Annotated in this window: 17 protein-coding genes; 5 read left to right on the forward strand and 12 right to left on the reverse strand. The window is 46.7% G+C overall.

All coding sequences use genetic code 11. The features are described 5' to 3' along the window. Positions 1 to 136: 136 nt before the first annotated feature. From hypE to RIE73_RS30900, 6 genes are all read right to left on the reverse strand, one after another. Complete coding sequence (hypE, locus tag RIE73_RS30875) at positions 137 to 1225, reverse strand: hydrogenase expression/formation protein HypE (protein ID WP_446404804.1); 1089 nt, start codon at positions 1223 to 1225, stop codon at positions 137 to 139. Positions 1226 to 1679: 454 nt separating this feature from the next. After that, on the reverse strand, positions 1680 to 1892 hold the full coding sequence (locus RIE73_RS30880; protein ID WP_006106176.1) for a tautomerase family protein: 213 nt from the start codon (positions 1890 to 1892) through the stop codon (positions 1680 to 1682). A gap of 234 nt (positions 1893 to 2126) precedes the next feature. Beyond that, the gene (gene hypD / locus RIE73_RS30885) at positions 2127 to 3269 is read right to left on the reverse strand and encodes a hydrogenase formation protein HypD (RefSeq protein WP_446404805.1); all 1143 of its coding nucleotides are present in this window, start codon (positions 3267 to 3269) and stop codon (positions 2127 to 2129) included. Between the two features lie 144 nt (positions 3270 to 3413). Continuing rightward, complete coding sequence (locus RIE73_RS30890; RefSeq protein WP_446404806.1) at positions 3414 to 3659, reverse strand: HypC/HybG/HupF family hydrogenase formation chaperone; 246 nt, start codon at positions 3657 to 3659, stop codon at positions 3414 to 3416. A 238-nt stretch (positions 3660 to 3897) separates the two neighbouring features. Then, the gene (gene hypF / locus RIE73_RS30895) at positions 3898 to 6504 is read right to left on the reverse strand and encodes a carbamoyltransferase HypF (RefSeq protein ID WP_446404807.1); all 2607 of its coding nucleotides are present in this window, start codon (positions 6502 to 6504) and stop codon (positions 3898 to 3900) included. A gap of 260 nt (positions 6505 to 6764) precedes the next feature. Beyond that, a complete protein-coding gene (locus RIE73_RS30900) occupies positions 6765 to 7343 on the reverse strand; it encodes a Uma2 family endonuclease (protein ID WP_446404808.1) in 579 nt (192 codons plus the stop codon). 90 nt (positions 7344 to 7433) lie between these two features. Between RIE73_RS30900 and RIE73_RS30905 the strand changes: the two genes are divergently transcribed. Beyond that, a complete protein-coding gene (locus RIE73_RS30905) occupies positions 7434 to 8855 on the forward strand; it encodes a hypothetical protein (RefSeq protein ID WP_446404809.1) in 1422 nt (473 codons plus the stop codon). 82 nt (positions 8856 to 8937) lie between these two features. Then, positions 8938 to 9579 (forward strand): Uma2 family endonuclease, encoded by a 642-nt coding sequence (locus tag RIE73_RS30910; RefSeq protein ID WP_446404810.1) that lies wholly within the window; start codon positions 8938 to 8940, stop codon positions 9577 to 9579. 264 nt (positions 9580 to 9843) lie between these two features. On the opposite strand, the gene menD is transcribed toward RIE73_RS30910, so the two are convergent. Further along, positions 9844 to 11697, reverse strand: a complete 1854-nt coding sequence (gene menD / locus RIE73_RS30915) for a 2-succinyl-5-enolpyruvyl-6-hydroxy-3-cyclohexene-1-carboxylic-acid synthase (RefSeq protein ID WP_446404811.1) — start codon at positions 11695 to 11697, stop codon at positions 9844 to 9846. Between the two features lie 205 nt (positions 11698 to 11902). On the opposite strand from menD, the gene RIE73_RS30920 reads away from it, so the two are divergent. Further along, on the forward strand, positions 11903 to 13201 hold the full coding sequence (locus RIE73_RS30920) for an RNA-guided endonuclease InsQ/TnpB family protein (protein ID WP_446404851.1): 1299 nt from the start codon (positions 11903 to 11905) through the stop codon (positions 13199 to 13201). A 39-nt stretch (positions 13202 to 13240) separates the two neighbouring features. Here RIE73_RS30920 and RIE73_RS30925 read toward each other — a convergent pair whose 3' ends face one another. Further along, positions 13241 to 13459 (reverse strand): hypothetical protein, encoded by a 219-nt coding sequence (locus RIE73_RS30925; protein ID WP_446404812.1) that lies wholly within the window; start codon positions 13457 to 13459, stop codon positions 13241 to 13243. Positions 13460 to 13742: 283 nt separating this feature from the next. Between RIE73_RS30925 and RIE73_RS30930 the strand changes: the two genes are divergently transcribed. Beyond that, entirely contained in the window at positions 13743 to 14147 is a 405-nt protein-coding gene (locus RIE73_RS30930; protein WP_446404813.1) for a DUF6464 family protein, read from the forward strand. A 112-nt stretch (positions 14148 to 14259) separates the two neighbouring features. Here RIE73_RS30930 and RIE73_RS30935 read toward each other — a convergent pair whose 3' ends face one another. The 4 genes from RIE73_RS30935 to rimO all read right to left on the reverse strand — a co-directional run bounded on the left by RIE73_RS30935 (position 14260) and on the right by rimO (position 19162). Next, complete coding sequence (locus tag RIE73_RS30935; RefSeq protein ID WP_446404814.1) at positions 14260 to 14469, reverse strand: hypothetical protein; 210 nt, start codon at positions 14467 to 14469, stop codon at positions 14260 to 14262. 554 nt (positions 14470 to 15023) lie between these two features. Next, positions 15024 to 16148, reverse strand: a complete 1125-nt coding sequence (gene thrC / locus RIE73_RS30940) for a threonine synthase (protein ID WP_446404852.1) — start codon at positions 16146 to 16148, stop codon at positions 15024 to 15026. Between the two features lie 169 nt (positions 16149 to 16317). After that, complete coding sequence (locus tag RIE73_RS30945) at positions 16318 to 17709, reverse strand: DEAD/DEAH box helicase (RefSeq protein ID WP_446404815.1); 1392 nt, start codon at positions 17707 to 17709, stop codon at positions 16318 to 16320. Between the two features lie 115 nt (positions 17710 to 17824). Continuing rightward, on the reverse strand, positions 17825 to 19162 hold the full coding sequence (gene rimO / locus RIE73_RS30950; protein ID WP_446404853.1) for a 30S ribosomal protein S12 methylthiotransferase RimO: 1338 nt from the start codon (positions 19160 to 19162) through the stop codon (positions 17825 to 17827). A gap of 537 nt (positions 19163 to 19699) precedes the next feature. On the opposite strand from rimO, the gene btpA reads away from it, so the two are divergent. Beyond that, the gene (gene btpA / locus RIE73_RS30955; RefSeq protein ID WP_446404816.1) at positions 19700 to 20548 is read left to right on the forward strand and encodes a photosystem I biogenesis protein BtpA; all 849 of its coding nucleotides are present in this window, start codon (positions 19700 to 19702) and stop codon (positions 20546 to 20548) included. The last annotated feature ends 56 nt before the right edge of the window (positions 20549 to 20604 follow it).

Raw genomic sequence — 20604 nt, forward strand, 5'->3', positions numbered from 1 at the left:
GTATAAGCCTACCTTTCACTCTCACAAGCCCGGAAGAACATTCCTGTATAACCGTTTGCATCTCTTATAACACTAAAACCGCCTTATATCCCACCGTCAAATTTAAAATTATGACGGGGGACTTACGGCGGACAAGTTAACAAATTCTGGGAAGTTGATCCCCCACTAGCATATCGACAATCCGTTCCGCCCCAAACGCCGTTTGCAGTAATACCACACCCGCAGGGGAATCAATCACTTCACCAATAATAGAGGACTCCTCTCCGGCTGGGTGAGACTTCATCACCGATAATACAGATTCAGCGTGCGATCGCGGTACAATAACCACCAGTTTCCCTTCATTGGCAAGATATAACGGATCTAATCCCAGAATCTCACAAACTCCATTCACCTCTTCCCGAATCGGAATCGCGGCTTCATTCACACGAATCCCCACTTCAGAACTTTGGGCAAATTCATTTAACACCGTAGCGACACCACCACGAGTCGCATCCCGCATCGCGTGAATTTGGGGACAAACCTCAAGAATGGCATTCACTAACCCATTTAACGGTTGACAATCGCTTTTAATGTCGGTTGACAAGGCTAATTCCCCACGGGCGATTAAAATAGCCGCACCATGATTTCCCAATTGACCATTAATAATTACCGCATCACCGGGTTTAATCTGATGGGCGGAACTCGAAACATTATCTCGAATTACGCCAATTCCGGCTGTATTAATAAACAGTTTATCCGCCGAACCCCGATGAACAACTTTAGTATCCCCAGTCACCACCTGCACCCCAGCAGCGTCTGCGGCGTTTTTCATACTGAGAACGACTTGCCGTAAGGTTTCAACCGGAAGTCCTTCTTCCATAATCATGCTACAGGTTAAATAGAGGGGTTTTGCCCCACTGACGGCTAAATCATTGACGGTTCCATTGATGGCTAATTCACCAATATTACTACCGGGAAAAAAGAGGGGATCAACGACATAAGAATCCGTGGTAAAGGCTAATCGATCGCCCTGACTGATGAGTTGGGCGAGGGGTATTGTAGCTTGATCTTCCAGTTGGGAAAGGATGGGATTATCGAAACTCCCGACAAAAACATCATCAATTAAATCCCGCATCGCTTTGCCACCACTGCCATGTGCCAGGGTAATGGCAGTATCTTTAACTTTACTAGGGCGGCGTCGGATTTGTTCGATTTTTTGGAAGAGGGGATTTTGGTTATTGGTCATTTGTCAAAACACTGATTTCACGGATTTCTTGGGGAGATAGGGGTAGGGAAGTGAGAGCTTATTAACACTGATTACACAGAGAATTTAGTTCTCTCATCAGGATAGGATGATTGGGATTTTTAGCGTCATTGGTCATTCACCTATATTGGCTATGATTTGTAATGTGGTCGGGGTGGGTGTAGGGTGAGGAGAGCGAGTGTAGTGGCGTGGCACACCTTATTTGATGAATTAGAATTACGCCCGGAAACTGTAGGGGCGCAAAGACTTGCGCCCGATTCAATGGTCAAATCTATTCCACAATTTTAGCTGTGTCAAGCCAGTAGGGTGCGTTAGCGTAAGCGTAACGCACCATTTCAAAAGATAGTAGTAAAAGTGAATCCCTACACAATGTCCTCCATCTTCCTCATCTCCCCCATCTTCCCCTGACGATAACACTTATTCAACAGCCTCTATTTTAGGTGTGATGCTTACCTCCTTTACCGGGTTTATCGGAATGTAATTCACCGCCAACTGCCCAATTTTCTCGCTCAAATTCATCAATGTGAATGGTTACCCATTCGGGTTTTGTACCTAAGGTGGAAACGAGGGTATCTGTGAGGGCTTTGGCAAGTTCACGTTTTTGATCAACCGAGTGACCTTTGGCTATCTGAACGGTGACAAATGGCATAACTGTTTATTCTCCCATCTAAAACTGTGTTTTAACCGCATTGTATGGGAAGAAACGAACGGATTTTGTAGTTTAATTATCGGTTTTGTCGATCAAGTTTTGGCGTGAACCCACCCTAACAAATGTTATTTTCGGACATATATTGTAACACAGGGGGTTGAGGAGAGGGCGACCCGATTTAATTGGGTGGACAGGTGTTGTTAATTGATGCAGGCGGGTCGCCCCTACAGGGGATTAATTGATGCCGACGGCGGTTTTGGCAACTTTGGATAGGCGTCCATATTTGTAATACGCCGCACAAGCTCCTTCTGAGGATACCATACAAGTTCCAATTGGGTTTTCTGGTGTACAAGCTGTACCAAAAACTTTACATTGCCAAGGTTTCATGACGCCTTTGAGGATTTCGCCACATTGACAGGCTTTGTGATCCGCGACTTGACGATTGGGAAGGGTAAATTTAACTTCGGCATCAAATTGGGCGTAGTCGGGGCGAATTTTGAACCCCGAATTGGGAATATCACCGAGTCCCCGCCATTCAAATTTTTGCCGCACTTCAAAGACGGTGTTCATCGCGTCTAAGGCGACGCGATTTCCTTGGGGTTGGACAATTCGGTCATATTGATTTTCCACCTCACAGCGTCCTTGAATCAGTTGCTGCAAAATCATCCACAGGGATTGCAAAATATCCAAGGGTTCAAAGCCGGAAACCACTAACGGTTTTTGGTACTGTTGGGCAATAAAGTGATAGGGTTCTGTACCAATGACCATACTGACATGACCCGGACCAATAAAGGCATCGAGTTGTAAATCGGGATTGTCTAATAAGGCTTGTAAGGCGGGAATGACTAGAACGTGATTACAGAACATACTGAAGTTTTGCAGTCCTTCAGCATCAGCCTGTAGGATGGTTAACGCGGTACTGGGGGCGGTGGTTTCAAAGCCAAGTCCGAAGAAAACCACCTCTTTATCGGGGTTATTTTTAGCAATTTGTAGGCTATCTAGGGGAGAATAAACCATACGAATATCCGCCCCGGCTGCTTTGGCTTGGAGGAGGCTTTTCTGGGAACCGGGAACCCGCATGGCGTCACCAAAGGTGGTGAGGATAACATTAGGATAATCTGCGATCGCGATCGCGTCATCTAGGCGTCCCCTGGGCATGACACAGACGGGACAGCCGGGACCATGGATTAATTCGATGGTGTCGGGTAGGATTTCTTCGAGTCCATATTTAAAGATGGAATGGGTATGACCGCCACAGACTTCCATCACTTTTAGCGGTTGGGTTGAGGTTTTGCCTAATTGAGTGGTTAGGGTTTGGATTTCTCGCAGTAGGGCTTTGGCTTTTTGGGGATCGCGAAATTCGTCAACGTATTTCATAATTCGTTAGTTGTCATTGGTCAAAACACTGATTTCACGGATTTATTGGGGAGATAGGGGTAGGGAGGTGAGAGTTTATTAACACTGATTACACAGAGAATTTAGTTCTCTCATCAAGATAGGATGATTGGGATTTGATAGGGTTTATTCAGCTAAGGCGAGTTCTTGGAGTAATTGTAAGGTTTCGGCGGCTTCCTGTTCATCAAGGCGATTCATGGCAAAGCCAACGTGAACTAATACCCAATCGTTAATACAGGTGTCAATGGGATGATTTTCATCAATAATACAGGCAATATTAACTTGGCGTTGGACGCCGCCAATATTGACCATGGCGAGTTGGTGTTCTCTATCTGTGATTTCAGTAATTTGACCGGGAATACCTAAACACATTTTTCTGTTGTCCTTTGTGGGTTGTTTTGGGTGGTTTGTTGTCCTGGGAAAGCCTAGGTTTGAATTTGGAGGAGGGCGGGTTTTGTGGAAAGGTTATCGGTAGGGAGGGCGGGTTTTGTGGAAAGGTTATCGGTGACATCTAATTGAGTCCCTAAACCCGCCCCTACAAATTATCCCTCAACCCGCCCCTACAAATTATCCCTCAACCCGCCCCTACAAATTGTCCCTCAACCCGCCCCTACAAATTGTCCCTCAACCCGCCTAGAGATCTTGCGGCGATTACGGCTTGTCCTAATGATAATCCTCCATCATTGGGTGGAACTAAGCTGTGTGTCAATACTCTCATCCCCATCCTCTCTAAATTTCCCCTAACTTGGGTCAATAAAATTCGGTTTTGAAACACACCTCCGGTGAGGATCACTTGATTGCTGATTAAATCAGGACGTAACTGCTGAACCATATTCGCGATCGCGTCGGCTAATCCTTGGTGAAATTTGGCGGCAATGAGGGACTTTGACATAGTTTGCTGTAAATCGTCCAATAATGCAAGCCATAGGGGATAAGGGTCTAAAATTAATTCGGTTTCCTGATCTAGTTTGCCAATTTTAAAGGGATATGCCCCTACTTCTTTAACATAATTTAAGCTATCTGGGGTAACTAGGGCTTCCATTTCAATCGCCGCTTGCCCTTCATAGCTACAGTCTGACTGACAAATCCCCAACGCCGCCGCTACTGCATCAAATAATCGTCCAGCAGATGAGGCGAGGGGGGAGTTAATCCCTTTTTCCATGAGTTGATTCAGCAAGGGATGGGGTTTTTGATCCAGAAATTGAATCAGGTCTAACTCGCCATACTCTTGTTTTAACGTGTTCCAGTCCCATGCTGCCATTAAATGGGCGTAGGTATTGCGCCAGGGTTGATAAATTGCCTGTTCTCCGCCAATCATGGCGATGGGTTTAAATTTGCCTAATCGTTTAAATCCCTGATAATCGGCTAAGAGGAATTCTCCACCCCAAATTGTGCCGTCTTCACCATAGCCTAATCCATCTAAGGCGATTCCTAATACAGGGGGAGTCGTGAGTGGGATACCATTTTCTGCCATACAAGCAGCAATATGGGCATGATGATGTTGGATAGACTGTAAGGGAAGATTATTCGCGGTAGCGAGTTCTTGTCCGAGTTTAGTAGAGAGGTATTCGGGATGTTTGTCTGTAGCGATCGCACTCGGTTTATGGTCAAATAAGTTTAGGTAGAGATTTAGGGTAGTCTGGTAAGCGTTAAAGGCAGCAGCATTCTCTAAGTCTCCTAAATGTTGAGATAATATGGCTTGCCCGTCTCGTAATAAACAGAACGTATTTTTGAGTTCACTCCCCATCGCCAAAATCGGCGGACATTTTTCAAATCCTGGGGGTAAATTAATCGGTTTTGGTGCATATCCACGGGCGCGACGTAGGGTTTGGGTGTGGAGATGTCTTGCCATAGTTCCTTTGTAGGGGCGGGTTTGACTATTATCGTTGTTTGTCACCCTGATGTGACTAAACCCGCCCCCATTAAAGTTTTGAGTTTTGATGTTTTGCTTGATAGTTTGACTATTATCGTTATTTGTCACCCTGATGTGACTAAACCCGCCCCCCTCAAAGTTTTGAGGTTGTTGTTTTGACTGTATAACTCGCACCACCGAATCATCGACACGATTGACAATATCACGGTTATGCAACAGCAAATAATCAGCAATTTTACCTAATTTTAAGCGGGCGTCTTGATTATCGATACATTGCGGTTCATCGGAGAGATTCCCACTGGTTAAAATAATCGGATCATCCAGCCGTTGCATGATTAGATGGTGTAGGGGAGTATAGGGTAGCATAAACCCCAACGTTGTTTGTCCCGGTGCGACTGAAGCCGCAATTTTGGGTGTAGAGACGCGCCATGGCGCGTCTCTACAATTGGCGCGATTAGGGATAACGTCGATTAAAACAATGGGTGCGGCGGGACTTTGTAATAATTCCTTTTCCTGATCATTCAAAGTACAATACTGTTCAATCACGCCTAAATCTCGCGCCATCAACGCAAAGGGTTTATGATACCGTTGCTTGCGCGATCGCAACTGTTGTACTGTGGTTTCATTGGTGGCATCACAGGCTAAATGAATCCCGCCTAATCCTTTAATTGCCACGATTTCCCCTTGTTTCAGAAGAGTAGAAACGGTATCGATAGGGTCAGATGTATCAATTTTTTCACCATTTGCCCCTTCTAACCATACCCTTGGTCCACAAACCGGACAAGCGATCGGTTGGGCGTGGAAGCGGCGATTTTCGATATCGTGGTATTCCCTGGCGCAATCGGGACACATCGCAAACTCTGCCATGCTAGTCTGGTTACGGTCATAGGGAATCGAGCGAATAATAGAAAGACGCGGACCACAATGGGTACAATTGGTAAACGGGTAATTGTACCAGCGCGATCGCGAATCAAAGGTTTCGACTTGACATTGGGGACAGGTAGCGGCGTCAGGGGGAATTTGGGTTTGAACGGTACTATTGACACTCTGAGTAATAGTAAAGTCATCGAACGTGCGATCGCCTTGATCAGAAGTACGGTCAATCGATTCAATTTTGGCAAGGGGAGGGCAGTCTGTTTGTAAGCGTTGCACAAAATCTGCGATCGCGTCTGTTGTTCCTGATACGTAAATTAAGACACCTTGACCATCATTACAGACTTCTCCAACTAGATTACACGCCTTTGCCAAACGATACACCGTTGGGCGAAATCCCACCCCTTGTACTGTACCGCGCACGCGAATTTCTTCCTGGCTGATTGGGGATAGATGATTGTTGATTGCCATTCGCTTTTCTCCCCTCATGTTTATGGGCGCAAGGATGGTGCCCCTACCAGAGTAATGTATCAATTTAGACTTGCCAAGTCAGTCATGGTTTTATAGCAGTAGACACATTGATTAGGACGTTCGTCACCATTGTAGAGACGTTGCATGCAACGTCTCTACATAAATGATATGTCCTAACCGCTATGTCGGTTACTATAATTGGGTTTGTCGTCAGGTAATCTTAGTCTAAATGATAAAGAAATCAGGACTTTAAGGCAAATTTATCGTATCCTAAAACACTCGTTCACCGTAATCACACAATTAGGAAAAGCCAGAATATCAATCGACTGTTGTCCTTTGAGAATTAACTGACGTTGATAACCCTCTACTTGGGGTTCTCTAAAAACGTGGAGTTGCTGGGTTGTCACATTAAACACCCAATAGTCAACAATACCTGCGGCGGCGTAAAGATTGGCTTTAGTTCCTAAATCTCGATTGATTGTCGTATCAGCAATTTCGACAATCAGGTAAACCTCCTCTGGGCGAGGATGAGAGTCAGCATAAAAGTTAGCATGGGAATGAACGACGGCAATGTCAGGTTCTGGTTCTGAGTAGGGATCGAGTTGAATCGGATCTTGCAGTCGTACTAAGACTTGATCCCCCAGCAGCTTTTCCAAACATTTTTCCAGGCGTTTACACAGTGCGCTATGGGCAGGACCTTTGGGCATTTTCCGAATTATTTGTCCGGCGATGAGTTCAACTTGTTCATCCGCTGCTAAAATACCGACCTCTGCCATTCGATGGTAATCAGCCGTAGTAATCAGGCGAAGATTGGTGAGTGGAAGGGGGGTTACGGTCATGAGTTGGATATCAGCTTAGAACTTCATTTTATTATAAATTCTCAGTCATGAGTTAAAGTAGATTAAATGACTAATCGATCCATGCTGTGAATGTTAACACTTCGCCTCACTCAACAGGTTGAAAACCCACCCGACTCTTACCGAGTAGATGTTGTTCTAGATGACAAAGTAACGAGTCAGAGTACAACTGTCTATTTTAAGTTCAACATCAACGAACAAGACCAAGAAAAAATCCGCTGGTATCTGGAAGACTTCCTCGAATACCCGCAAGTCCCCGCGCCGACAATTGCGGCAAATATTGAACAGCAAATGGTAGCCATTGGGGTGGAACTGTTCGAGAAACTATTTCAAGCCAACGACGACACCCGCCAAATTTGGTCACAATTGCGCCACCGACTGAATCATACTCGTGTAGAAATTGTTACAGGTGTCACCGATGCGGCGGCTATTCCCTGGGAACTCATTCGTAATCCTGATCATAATTTGCCATTGGTGTTACAGACGGGGGCGTTTGTCCGCACTTACCCTAATCCCCAACAACCTCCCCAGCTTCCCGAAACAGACAGCAGTAAAATGCGGATTCTGCTGGTCATTTGTCGCCCCAAAGGTGGCGATGATGTACCATTTCGCTCAGTCGCCACCCAATTAATTCGGGGATTAACCGATAGCGCCCGTGAGATATTTCAACTAGATGTCTTGCGTCCCCCAACTTTTCAACGGTTGGAGGAAGTGTTGCGACAAGCCAAAGCCGAGCGAAAGCCTTATCATAAACCCTGGTTGCACCCACATATTTTTGGATATTCAGTTCCTGAATTAAATAACGCAGAACTATCTATCCAATCAGCCAGCGATATTAATGCTGACCACACGCTACAGAATACTCCCATTCAAATCATACTCAAGCAGATGTATGTAGAAGCTTATCCTGGTGGCGGAACGCACCAAATATTATTGAATTTTGAGGCGACTCATCAACTCAACGATCATGTAGAATCGCTGAACTTTCCGACGACTCAGCGAGTCCGTGAGAAATCAGTAGCCAATCTAAATCAACCGATTTTTACCGCACTGAATGTAGGCGTCCAAGGTGCGGCATTTCGTTGTGCCGCTGTTAACGTCAAGAATGAAGAAGATGAACGTATACTTAAACGTCTAGAGTCTCCTTTATTTCAGCCAGGACTTACCTTATTTACAATGATTGCCAATCCGGCAATTGGACTTTTCTCTGAGCTAGGTATTGCTTTAATCAGCTTATTAGCTAATCGCTACAAAAACTATATAGCTCAAAAGTTTGACCTGGGACTTGACTTTAGCAACGACAGCACCCGCGCACGCCTTGCCGAAGGTTACTATCTGGCTATACAAATTCCTGAATCTCTACAAACTAGCTGGGATTGGGAAGACTGGGTATACAATCCAACTAACGGTCAAATAGTCAGCCAATTCGATCCCACAGAGGTAATTCCCTACAACTACCTTGTATTCAGTGTCAGCCGCCACCAAGAAAATTAAAGGGTAATAATGCTGTCCAGTTGCTGAGAAATAATTGCGCGATCGCAATCAACTCTAACCTGACTAAATAGGACAAGAAATAATGGTAAATAGCCTCCAAGAACTGATTAACGAGCCAGAATTGACTCAAATTGATGACCCGGAGGAGAGATTCACAACCAGTGAGGTAAGCTGGAATCAATACGAAGCCCTCCTAGTAAAACTGGGAGACAACTCTCATTACCGCATCACCTATTTGGATGGAGTGTTAGAAATCGTGTCACCGTCTTTGAGACATGAAAAACTCAAAAAGCGTCTAGCCACTCTGATCGAGTTTTATTTGATAAAAAACCGAATCAAGCACACGCCAATGGGGAGTACCAGAGTCAAGAAGCAACTTAAAAAAGTGGGCGCTGAACCAGATGAATGTTACTGCATCGGAGAGGAGAAAGATATCCCAGATTTAGCGGTGGAAGTTATTCTTACCAGTGGGAGTATTGATAAGCTAGATATCTATCGACGCTTGGGAGTCACTGAGGTATGGCTCTGGAAAACGAATCGACTCAAACTTTACCATTTACGAGAGGAAACGCCATCTGTCTTTGAGGACACGTATGGGTATGAACAAACCGTAACCAGTGAATTATTGCCAGGATTAGATATAGCTTTGCTCGAACAGTGTGTTTTCATTTCCGACCAAATTGAAGCGATTGACGCTTTTGAACAAGGATTCAATGCTGAGTGAATAAAAATGTTAACACCTGTCGCACAACAACCCGCCAGGGATTCAAATCCCTGGCTAAAAGCTTAAGTCGTCTAAAGACGACTAAACACGAGTGGACTTAAGCTATAAGCCAAGAACTTGAGTTCTTGGCGGGTGACGGGGGGTTACTAAACGTTTAAAATATAAGTCTGAGTCTGACAGATTTAAGCGGAATGGTTGTAGGTTGGGGTTGATCCAGGAAACCCAACATCAAAGGTTAATGTTCTTACGGCAAACTTGGAAAGGCTAAAGTTCCTCTACTACGAACGAACCTAGATACGTTTTCCGCCACGTTGCGTCTGCTTTGCGATTTGTGGGTATTTCTAATACTCGAATCCCTTTACTCGGTAATGGATTTAGTAATTGCTGTAATTGTTGCCACGATTCAATCCGTTGATGTTCTACCCCGTAGGTTAAACATAATTGTGCAAAGTCTATATGTTGGGGGGTGGCAAAGAATTCTTCAAAGGGTGGCTCAAAGTCGGAAATGGGCAACATTTCAAAAATACCACCGCCGTTATTGTTGATTAAGATGATGGTGAGATGACCGATAAGTTTATTGTTGAGTAAAAAGCCATTGGTATCATGTAATAAGGCTAAGTCTCCCGTTAGCATTACGGCACTCTGATTCCGGTGAGCAATTCCTAACGCTGTGGATAAGGTGCCATCAATGCCATTCGCACCGCGATTAAACCAGGGCTGAATTTCTGTATTCCCTGGCGACCAAAAGAATTCGACATCCCGCACGGGCATACTATTGGCAATAAATAAAGGTGTCCCTGTGGGTAAAGATTGAGAGAGTATCCAGGCGGCTTTTCCTTCAAATAATTGCGGCATTTCTGCTAGGGTTTGGTCAACGGCTGCTCTCACTTGCGTTTCTGCGTCACACCATGTTTTGAGGTAATGTGGGTTTTGTTTTGATATAGTTCTCCCCTGTTCCTCTATCGGGGTGGATTGAGTTCTGTTATCGGTTTTGTCAACAACGTTATCTGTTAAACCCGCCCCTACAGTCTGATTTTGGGTCTTATTCGTGGTTAGCCATTGTCCAATATCTTCGATAGAAATCCGCAGATGCGTGGTTTTCCCATGCAGGGCATCTAAGTTATGATCACAAGGGTCAATAATCCAGCGTTGGGGTTGACAAGTATTTAACCAAGCGCGTAGTTCTTTACTGGTGGGAAGTTCACCAATTTGAATAACAATAGTCGGTGTTAGTTGTTGAGCCAGTTGGCGATTCCGGAGGATTAAATCATAAGTAGAAATGAGATAAGGATTGAGGTTGGCGTAGTTTCTCAGGGGGGAAAGCCCTTCTGCTAATACAGGAAAGTTTAGGGCTTGGGAAAGTTGGGCAACAGCCTGACAATAAGCTTTGGGGTTTTGGGGTTGGGCTAACCCTGCAATAATTAAACCGCGATCGCACGCTTGCCATTCAGGATAGGGAATCCCATGCAGAGGTGCAGGAGGGTGGGGGCGTAGGGGTGCAGGAGTGACAGCGGCGAAGAAATCGTCAGCCTGAAATTGGGATTGTAACTCGGTGACGGCGGGATCAGGAATCGGGGCTAAAGGATCACGAAATGGGCAATTTAAATGAACAATACCCGGAACCGGAAAGCGCGATCGCTCCCAGGCGTGAATTACGGTTTGTCGCAAATATCTCAACATCCCGATATCCAGAGACGGTACGGCTAATTCTGTTTGCCAGTTGGGATAATGACCATAGAGTTTTACTTGGTCAATCGTTTGCCCGGAGTGACAATCGCGCAGTTCGGGGGGACGGTCTGCGGTTAAAATTAATAGGGGGACACGGCTTTCTCGGGCTTCAATAATCGCGGGGTAGAAATTCGCCCCGGCTGTTCCTGAGGTACAAACCAGCGCCACAGGTAGTCCTGATTTTCGGGCAACTCCTAAGGCAAAAAAGGCAGCCGAACGTTCATCGAGAATGGGAATTGCCTCAATTTGGCTGTGTTGAGCAAAGGCAACAGTAAGCGGGGTGGAACGTGAACCGGGACACAAGACGGCTGTGGTTAAGCCCAACCGCGTTAACGTTTCCACCAGTATAGAAGCCCAGACTGTATTGGTATTACGGAAGTCAATTAGCATCGCGTCCTATACTAGCAGAAGCATCTAGTGGTTGAGGTGTTAGGGCGCGATCGCGAAATCGTAACTTACAGATAAGCGATGGTGAAAGCCCTCGCGATTCATCCGAGGGATGAAACCGAGCAAGTCGTAAAGACGGCGGGATTTATCCCGCAACAATTCCCTTAAGTGATATAATATAACCCTAAACAAGGAGGTGATAATATTCTTGTACGGTTGTCAGCAAGTATTGTTCAACTCAGATAAAGAGCTAGCCGCCGTTTTGGAGTTTATTTGCGCTGAGGCAAATAACTTAATGAACTGTGGTATTTATTATGCTCGTCAAATCTGGTTTAAGCGTCGGCGGATTATCGGTAAATATGACCTAGAAAAGGAGTACAAAAACAACAAGCACTTCCAAGTCCTCTACTCTCAAACAGCTCAACAAGCGCTAAGAACGGTTAGCGAATCCTTCAAGTCCTTCGGTGGGTTGATGAAGGCATTCAGAAAAGGAAAAATAGCGGACAATCCTAGACTGCCTAAGTATTTAAAGAAAGGCGGTCTTTCTGCTGTCAGTTATCCTAAGCAAGCTTTGAAGATCAAAGATGGTCAAATCAGAATACCTCTAGGAACGCTAGTTAAGACATGGTTCAAGATAGCGGATTTCTTTATTCCGATGCCATCTAATCTTAACTTCAGAGATATTAAAGAGCTGAGAATCCTTCCCCGCAACGGTTGCTTCTATATTGAGTTTGTCTACCTCCTGCCTTCTGTAACAGCAGATGTAGATTCCTCACGAGTTCTAGGAATCGACCCCGGACTTGACAACTGGATGACCTGTGTCTCTAACACAGAAACCAGCTTTATCGTTGATGGACGCAAACTAAAGAGTCTTAATCAGCTCTACAACAAACGGGTTGCAACCATTAAGCTGGGGAAAGCTCAAGGATTTTGGAACGAAGAATTAGCCTCTCTTACGGAAAGGCGCAATAGGCAAGTGAGAGATGCGATTAACCAAGCCGCTCGTGTTGTTGTCAACCATTGTCTCCACTATCGAATTGGAACAGTCGTTTTCGGTTGGAATCGACGCAATAAAGATGGGATTGAGTTAGGGAAAAAGACGAATCAGGAGTTTGTTCAAATTCCTACCGCTCGTCTCAAAAACCGGATTGAGCAACTGTGCAAACAACATGGAATTCAGTTTGTAGAAACTGAAGAAAGCTATACCTCTAAAGCGAGTTTTCTCGACAACGATCCTCTACCTGTATTCGGCTCAGGCCCGGAAGGGTGGATGCCGAGTGGGAAGCGAGTAAAACGAGGAATGTACCGTACCAAAAACGGAGAGTTTGTCAACGCCGATGCTAATGGCGCTGCCAATATTCTCCGCAAAGTAGAGATACAGTTAGGTCTAGATCTAGCCAAGGTCAGTAGGGCGTTTTTGACTGCGCCATCTAGAGTTTTCCTCTGGAACTCTAAGAAGACGAAACGGAGGGACGCGGCTTCAGCCCGTCCCGCAGTATCCTCTTAGAATCCCCCGTGTTTTAACCGGGGGAGAAGTCAAGATGACTTATCCGAGTGCAGAAATCTCATCCACTACCTTCATCCGCCCTCGGCAAAATGCCCGGAGTAATCGTTCGAGACACTCTCTTTCTTCATCAGTCAGTGATTCTTCTAGCAATGCTGCCATTAATCCATATCGGTCAGCGAGCGTAATTTTACCAGAACTACTAGCTTGAGCGAATAAGTCGGATAGCGCACCAGGTATTAGTCTCACTGCAATTTTCATATCAACGTTAGATAGAATCTACACTTTGATCCAATATGCACCATCCTAACTGTTTGAGGGATATGGGTCACACCCTACACCCCATGCGGAGATGAGGGAGATGAGCGAAATAGGGTAATTGTAGGGGCGGGTTTTACTACTAAATTGGGTTGTTCACCCTGATATCACTAAACCCGCCCCGATGAGAGTGCAAGTCATCTTTAACAAAGGACAAAGGACCAATGACGAATGACAACAATGATTGCGATACCATCCAAGTGTAGTCATCATCACACCTATCACTATGGAGCCAGAGTCTCTTCCGGCAGAGCTAATCCTGACGCAATCGCGTCAGAGTCTGGGTAATATCCGATTAAATTGGACGCCCCAACCCGGTAATTATCTTGACTATAACGGTCAAACCTACGCTGTTTTAGAGCGTCGTCATCGCTATCTACTCAAATCTGGACGTTATCGCTTACACAAAATTGCCCTGTATGTCCAATCAGCCCCGCGCCCGACGGAGAAAAGTTTGGTCGATGGGCGCTGGGTGCTGGGCGATGCGAGTTGTCAATATAATGCGAATTCTGAACTTGTGCGTTGTGCGGTTAACCCAGAGGGTCCTTGTCAGTCTTGTCGTTACTACGAACCCATTCAATCCAACCTGACTGACTCGGAAATTCCTTATCGCAAAAGTCGCCAAAGCTAGATTGTACAACTCCCGCCGCGATCTTCACGTCTGCGAAGTGTGGCGGGAGAAGGTAGAGACGTTTCGGCGGAACGTCGATCAATTGATTGTAGGAACTGATTTTCTGGCTATTTTAAGCTTGATTGCCCGAATCGATAAAAAATGGGGGAGTGGGTAGATCATTGGCGATCGCCAGTACCTGAAGCGCAACTTTTACTTTGACCATGTTGGCGTCGTTTTCAGCACCTCCTGTTGGTGGATTCTTGAGAAACTCTTTGAGTACATTAGCCGCCTCTACGCCAGCTTCATGTAGAGCATCATCAAATTCTCGCTCTGCTGCCATGACGTTCTCCTCGAATAGGTCTGATGCTTCCATTGTAGAAGGCGATCGATCGCTTGAGCGAATAGGTTTGATGCATGACCTGAGTCAGGGCGTAAGGAAACCAGCGGTTTTAAACGTCAATAAAGACAAACTCAAACCGAGAACAAGCATGGATAGGGCAAATATCCAGAAATCATACCATTATCCGATATGCGATTATGCGATCACGTTTTGGCACAAGTACTTTTTCAGATGCTGGCGGTGAATCCCGTAGAGGTGGGGTTGGCTTCGTTTCGGGATGTTCCAGTTAGGTATGCAGAGGTGCAGGGAAGCAGGGGGAGATGGGAAGTTTGGTCAAAAGCTTACCCTCTAACCTCGTGAAGGGTCATTTGTAGGGGCGGGTTTAGCCACTAAAGCTAGCCACTCACTGATAACCTATCAACAAAACCCGCCCTTATTCAAACTAGTAAACAAGGGACTAAGCCGAAAAATGTATTGAGTGATACAAAAATCCGACGAACTCGTGCTGAATTACTCGAAATCATGGCTCAAGCCGCCTACGAGGGGGGATGAGCTTAAGTTGAACTGAATCCCATCACCTCAGCGACGGCGGTTGTCGTTGATTGAATTCCTCGCTGCAATTGGTTGTTGCAATGTTGAATCGCCGTATCTGGATCTTTTAGCCCATTTCCCGTCAATACACAAACTACCGTTGATCCTGTGGGAACTTGATCTTTCACTTTCAACAACCCCGCCACCGATGCAGCGCTAGCGGGTTCGCAAAAGATTCCTTCTTTTGATGCCAAGAGGCGATAGGCTGCCAGAATTTCCTCATCGGTAACGCTATTAAATTCTCCCTGACTCGCCTGTTTAGCCGCGACAGCTTTCTCCCAACTTGCCGGATTCCCAATCCGAATCGCGGTGGCAATTGTTTCCGGATGCGCCACCGGTTCACCCAGGATCAACGGCGACGCGCCAGCCGCCTGGAATCCCATCATCCGAGGTAAGCGATCGCACTTCCCATGTTGATGATACTGGCAAAAACCCATCCAGTACGCGGTGATATTCCCAGCATTCCCCACCGGAATACACAGCCAATCTGGGGCATTCCCTAAATTATCAACAATTTCAAACGCACCCGTTTTTTGACCTTCCAACCGATAGGGATTAACTGAATTAACCAACGTCACCGGATAATTTTCGGCTAACTCCTGGACAATCCGCAAGCAGTCATCAAAATTTCCCTCAATTGCCAATACCTGCGCCCCATACACCAAAGCTTGCGCCAATTTCCCCAAAGCGACATAGCCATCCGGAATTAACACAAAAGCCTGCATATCTCCCCGAGTCGCATAAGCCGCCGCCGAGGCAGAGGTATTCCCGGTACTGGCACAAATCACGGCTTTTGCCCCAGCTTCCTTTGCCTTAGAAATCGCTAGGGTCATACCTCGGTCTTTAAAGCTACCCGTCGGGTTAAGACCATCATATTTAACCAATACCTTGACTCCCTTACCCACCGCTTTAGACAGCGCCGGAGTAGGGATCAGCGGTGTATTTCCCTCCAAGAGAGTCACCACTGGCGTTGAGGCGGTGACGGGTAAATAAGACCGATAGGTCTCAATTAGACCAGACCATTGACAGGGTTTGGCAAAGGTATCTGTAGTTTGAGGGGTGTTGATAGCAGACAGAGTCATGGTAATGCCGATCTGTAGGGGCGGGTTTCACTATTATCGCGGCTTGCCACCCAGATGTCACTAAACCCGCCCTGACTAAATGCAGGAATTTTTCAACAAAGGACAAATAACAAAAGACGAATGACATAAGACAAATTCATCCCACACCTCTTGGTCATGGGATGAACTCAATCAATTACCGAGAACGGTTTTGAGTCACCGATTCTTTGGATTTTTTATTACGCTTCACCAGTTTCGGACGTTCGACCTTGTACTCAATCTCGACACCCGTTAAATCCGGTTGTGTGTGATCATAGACCATTTGCAACGCCGCCGCCGCGATCGCATGGGGGTCGTATTCTTCGCTCAACTCCCGCACAATCGGCAGGAATGATGCCATCCGTTCCCCAGCCAGTGCCTCGCGTAACTGATCTTGCATTTTTTCCAAGCGTCGGGCTTCGATTTGCGATCGCGTAGGAATCCGGGACACCTGCAAGTTCTGCCGCACTTTCCGTTCAATCTGGTGCAGTTTGCGCCGTTCAAAGGGTTGAATCAAGGAAATCGCGGTTCCGGTTTTTCCCGCACGACCCGTCCGACCAATCCGGTGAATGTAACTTTCCACCTGATCCGGCAGATCATAATTAATCACATGAGTAAGATGATCCACATCCAGACCCCGTGCGGCAATATCCGTCGCCACCACCCAGCGCACCTGACTCTGGCGGAATCGGGACAACAAACGCTCCCGTTGGCTTTGGCTGAGGTCGCCGTGATACTCATCCACACTATGACCAGCCGCTTGTAACTGACTGGTGAGTTCCGCTGCTGACCGCCGCGTCCGCACAAAAATTAATGCGGCTTCTGGGTCTTCCAGTGCCAAAATTGGCTGTAAGGCTTTGGATTTTGAGCAGCCACGGGGAATCATATATACCCGTTGATCAATCCGTGCTGGCGTGGCTTTCGGTTGTTCAACCGTTACCGTCACCGGGGATTTGAGGAACTGCTTGACTAAATCCCGAATTGCCTTCGGCATTGTTGCCGAAAAACAGGCAGTCTGGCGTTCTTTGGGGGCTTGCTTGAGGATTTTCTTGACATCATCGATAAAGCCCATGCTCAACATTTCATCGGCTTCATCCAAGACCACCCATTTAACTTGATCTAATTTCAGATCTCCTCGATCCAGCAAATCGATCACTCGTCCTGGTGTTCCTACCACCATTTGGGCATTACGTTGTAAGAGACGAATTTGGCGATCAATGGATTGTCCTCCGTAGACGGTGACAATACCGACGCGACGAGTGCTGGTCAAGTCCCGAATCGCATCTGCCACTTGTCGGGCTAATTCCCGTGTCGGTGCCAGAATTAACGCTTGTACGCCGCGAACATGAGGATCGAGTTGTTCTAAAATCGGCAGAGAAAAAGCCGCCGTTTTCCCTGTACCCGTTTGGGATTGAGCGACCACATCCCGTCCCGCCAACAGTTCCGGAATGGCTTGCGCTTGAATTTGCGTTGGTGTATCAAAACCTAATTTTTCTAGCTGATGGAGGCGCTCTTCAGATAAGCCCAGAGTATTGAATGAAAGGGTCATAATTTAACGATTGTTGTGAGTGTTTCGTGATGGTTAACGTCAGTCGTCCGTGATCAAGAGTCCGAGTTAAGGCGTTGGCACTTGCCAAAGCTGCCTTAAGCTCCATGAACTCCCGTTAACCGACAACTAACAGTGGACTAGGGACTACAGAACCATAGAGGTCATAGATGCCAGCATCGGTGATTTCTACTTCCACGATGGTCCCCAAGGGGGCTTCGCCTTGGACGTAGACTAATCCATCGACCTCAGGGGCAAATCGAGCCGAGCGACCGATCCGTTGTCCGGTTGAAGGGTTCTCTTGCTCAATCAGAACGTCAACGATCTTGCCCACTTCACCTTGATTTTTTTTCAACGTAATTGGCTGTTGAACTGCCATCAGCGCCTGACGACGCTCCTCCATGACGGCTTGGGGGACTGGGTTGGGCAAGGTATAGGCTGGTGTACCCTCTTCAGGAGAAAAAGTAAAGACACCAACGTGGTCAAACTCATGATGCTGGACAAATTGCAGCAAATGGTTAAAGTGCTGCTCTGTCTCGCCAGGAAACCCGACGATAAAGGTCGTCCTTAGCACCGCATTCGGCAAGGCGGCTTTAATCTGATCGATAATCTGATCATTCACTCGTCCCTGCCAAGGACGGTTCATCGCACGCAGGACTTCTGGATGGGAATGCTGTAGGGGTAAATCCAAGTAAGGCAGCACATTAGGTGTGTCCTGAATCGCGGCGATCACGGGTTCGGTTAAACCCGTTGGATAGGCATAATGCATGCGAATCCAGGGAATATCCACCTGACCTAATGCCCGCAACAGTTCAGCTAACTTGGGTTCTCCATACAGATCGACGCCATAATTGGTCGTGATTTGGGAAATGAGGATTAATTCCTGCACGCCTTGGGACGCCAATTGTTCAGCTTCGGCGACAATCGATTCAATTGGGCGCGATCGCTGGTTTCCCCTCAGATAGGGAATAATACAGAAGGCGCACCGATAGTTACAGCCTTCGGCGACTCGCAGGTAAGCCACTCCTTCCGTGGTGGTGCGATAGCGCGGCATGGTTTCATCGGCGATGTAGGTGGGTTCAGCGGAGACGGCGTTTACCCGTTCTCCGGTTTCCACCCGTTGGATTACTTCGACGATATTCTGATAATCGCCCGTTCCCACTACCGCCACAGCTTCTGGCAATTCTGCCAACAATTCCGCTTGGAAATGTTGTGCCATGCAGCCAGCAATAACAATTTTCTTATTCGCTTCTGCTAGCTCAACTAACGTGCGAACCGATTCTGTCCGCGCTGCCTCGATGAAGCTACAGGTATTTACAATAACATAGTCGGCTAAATCTTCGTTGCTATCGACTGGGTAGCCTGCTTGCACCAGCAGACCCAGGATATGCTCCGTATCAATACGATTTTTTTCACAGCCTAAATGAGAAATGGCAATGGTTGGCTTGTTGCCCATGCGGTTATCTACTACAATCGGCACTAGAGTGGAGTTGCGCTTTGTTACCAGCGCTTCTAATCAGTAAGCATGAGTCGTGAGCAGTTCACCTGTGATTATCCTGGAGAGAACCTGTCCAGAGTTCAGGCTAATTTAATCCTGATCACTTAATTTTTGCCCAGCTCTACTTGATTCAGTCGGGGTATAGTCTTAGAGTTTACCCACGCTCCACCAGTCCGGATGTTCTTTGGTTGCTCTAGTTTAACCCCGTTACTTATTTATATAAAATTTTATTAATATACGCAATACACTCGGCTACTTTCTCGAACTTGACGCTTGACTAGGGGACAGGAGACGATTAGCGAGCGCCAGCTAACGTTACTCCACTTAGCGGTGGCATCAAGGATGGAGGTAGGATTCTACGGTTGTACACCATCAACAGTCATAAAAGGGTTGGCGATCAAAAAAAGGCGGTGGTCAGGATTCCGAGAACGTTAAACTGCATACCATGATTTATCTTATTTGTCAAATTCTTGTGAACGGTTTTCAGGTAGATACGTGAACTTACAACAAATTTTCAAGACACCCAATCCAATCATTGGCGTTGTGCATCTGTTACCCCTGCCAACGTCTCCCCGTTGGGGAGGGAGTTTAAAAGCAGTAATTGATCGCGCTGAACAAGAGGCGACAGCGCTGGCGTCGGGGGGCGTTGATGGCATAATTGTGGAAAATTTTTTTGATGCTCCCTTTACCAAAAACCAAGTCGATCCCGTCGTCGTCAGTGCGATGACCTTAGTGGTGGAGCGGCTGATGAATTTGGTCACGTTACCCGTGGGGATCAACGTGTTACGGAATGATGCCCGAAGCGCGATCGCGATCGCTAGTTGTGTCCACGCCCAGTTTATCCGGGTGAATGTTCTCACTGGCGTTATGGCAACGGATCAAGGGCTAATCGAAGGACAAGCTTACGAACTCTTGCGGTATCGCCGGGAACTCGGTAGTGATGTACAAATTTTAGCCGATGTCTTGGTTAAGCATGGACGCCCTTTGGGATCACCCAATTTGACCACAGCGGTACAAGAAACCATTGAACGGGGGTTAGCCGATGGCGTCATCCTCTCTGGATGGGCAACGGGGAGTCCTCCCAGTCTCGAAGACTTAGAACTTGCCTCAGCCGCCGCCAATGGAACGCCTGTATTTATTGGGAGTGGTGCCAACTGGGAAAATATTCCCACCTTGATGCAAGCCGCTGACGGAGTAATTGTCTCCAGTTCCCTGAAACGACGGGGGCGAATTGAGCAACCCATTGACCCGATTCGCGTCAGCCAATTTGTGGAAGCGGTACGACGGGGTGCTAGCCCAACAGCATCACCGCAACCCATGTCTTCGGTCAAGTTACATTCATAGTAGGAGTGAGCCATAACTTTCTCGCTGATTCCTGAAATTGTTAGTGCTGATTAACA

The sequence above is a fragment of the Coleofasciculus sp. C1-SOL-03 genome (assembly GCF_040220555.1).
In the GTDB taxonomy this organism is placed as follows: domain Bacteria; phylum Cyanobacteriota; class Cyanobacteriia; order Cyanobacteriales; family Coleofasciculaceae; genus Coleofasciculus.

Excerpts from the sequence above, each read along its gene's own strand:
- hypE (WP_446404804.1), bottom strand. The coding sequence starts at position 1,225 with ATGACCAATAACCAAAATCCCCTCTTCCAAAAAATCGAACAAATCCGA.
- RIE73_RS30880 (WP_006106176.1), bottom strand. The coding sequence starts at position 1,892 with ATGCCATTTGTCACCGTTCAGATAGCCAAAGGTCACTCGGTTGATCAA.
- hypD (WP_446404805.1), bottom strand. The coding sequence starts at position 3,269 with ATGAAATACGTTGACGAATTTCGCGATCCCCAAAAAGCCAAAGCCCTA.
- RIE73_RS30890 (WP_446404806.1), bottom strand. The coding sequence starts at position 3,659 with ATGTGTTTAGGTATTCCCGGTCAAATTACTGAAATCACAGATAGAGAA.
- hypF (WP_446404807.1), bottom strand. The coding sequence starts at position 6,504 with ATGGCAATCAACAATCATCTATCCCCAATCAGCCAGGAAGAAATTCGC.
- RIE73_RS30900 (WP_446404808.1), bottom strand. The coding sequence starts at position 7,343 with ATGACCGTAACCCCCCTTCCACTCACCAATCTTCGCCTGATTACTACG.
- RIE73_RS30905 (WP_446404809.1), top strand. The coding sequence starts at position 7,434 with ATGTTAACACTTCGCCTCACTCAACAGGTTGAAAACCCACCCGACTCT.
- RIE73_RS30910 (WP_446404810.1), top strand. The coding sequence starts at position 8,938 with ATGGTAAATAGCCTCCAAGAACTGATTAACGAGCCAGAATTGACTCAA.
- menD (WP_446404811.1), bottom strand. The coding sequence starts at position 11,697 with ATGCTAATTGACTTCCGTAATACCAATACAGTCTGGGCTTCTATACTG.
- RIE73_RS30925 (WP_446404812.1), bottom strand. The coding sequence starts at position 13,459 with ATGAAAATTGCAGTGAGACTAATACCTGGTGCGCTATCCGACTTATTC.
- RIE73_RS30930 (WP_446404813.1), top strand. The coding sequence starts at position 13,743 with ATGGAGCCAGAGTCTCTTCCGGCAGAGCTAATCCTGACGCAATCGCGT.
- RIE73_RS30935 (WP_446404814.1), bottom strand. The coding sequence starts at position 14,469 with ATGGCAGCAGAGCGAGAATTTGATGATGCTCTACATGAAGCTGGCGTA.
- RIE73_RS30945 (WP_446404815.1), bottom strand. The coding sequence starts at position 17,709 with ATGACCCTTTCATTCAATACTCTGGGCTTATCTGAAGAGCGCCTCCAT.
- rimO (WP_446404853.1), bottom strand. The coding sequence starts at position 19,162 with ATGGGCAACAAGCCAACCATTGCCATTTCTCATTTAGGCTGTGAAAAA.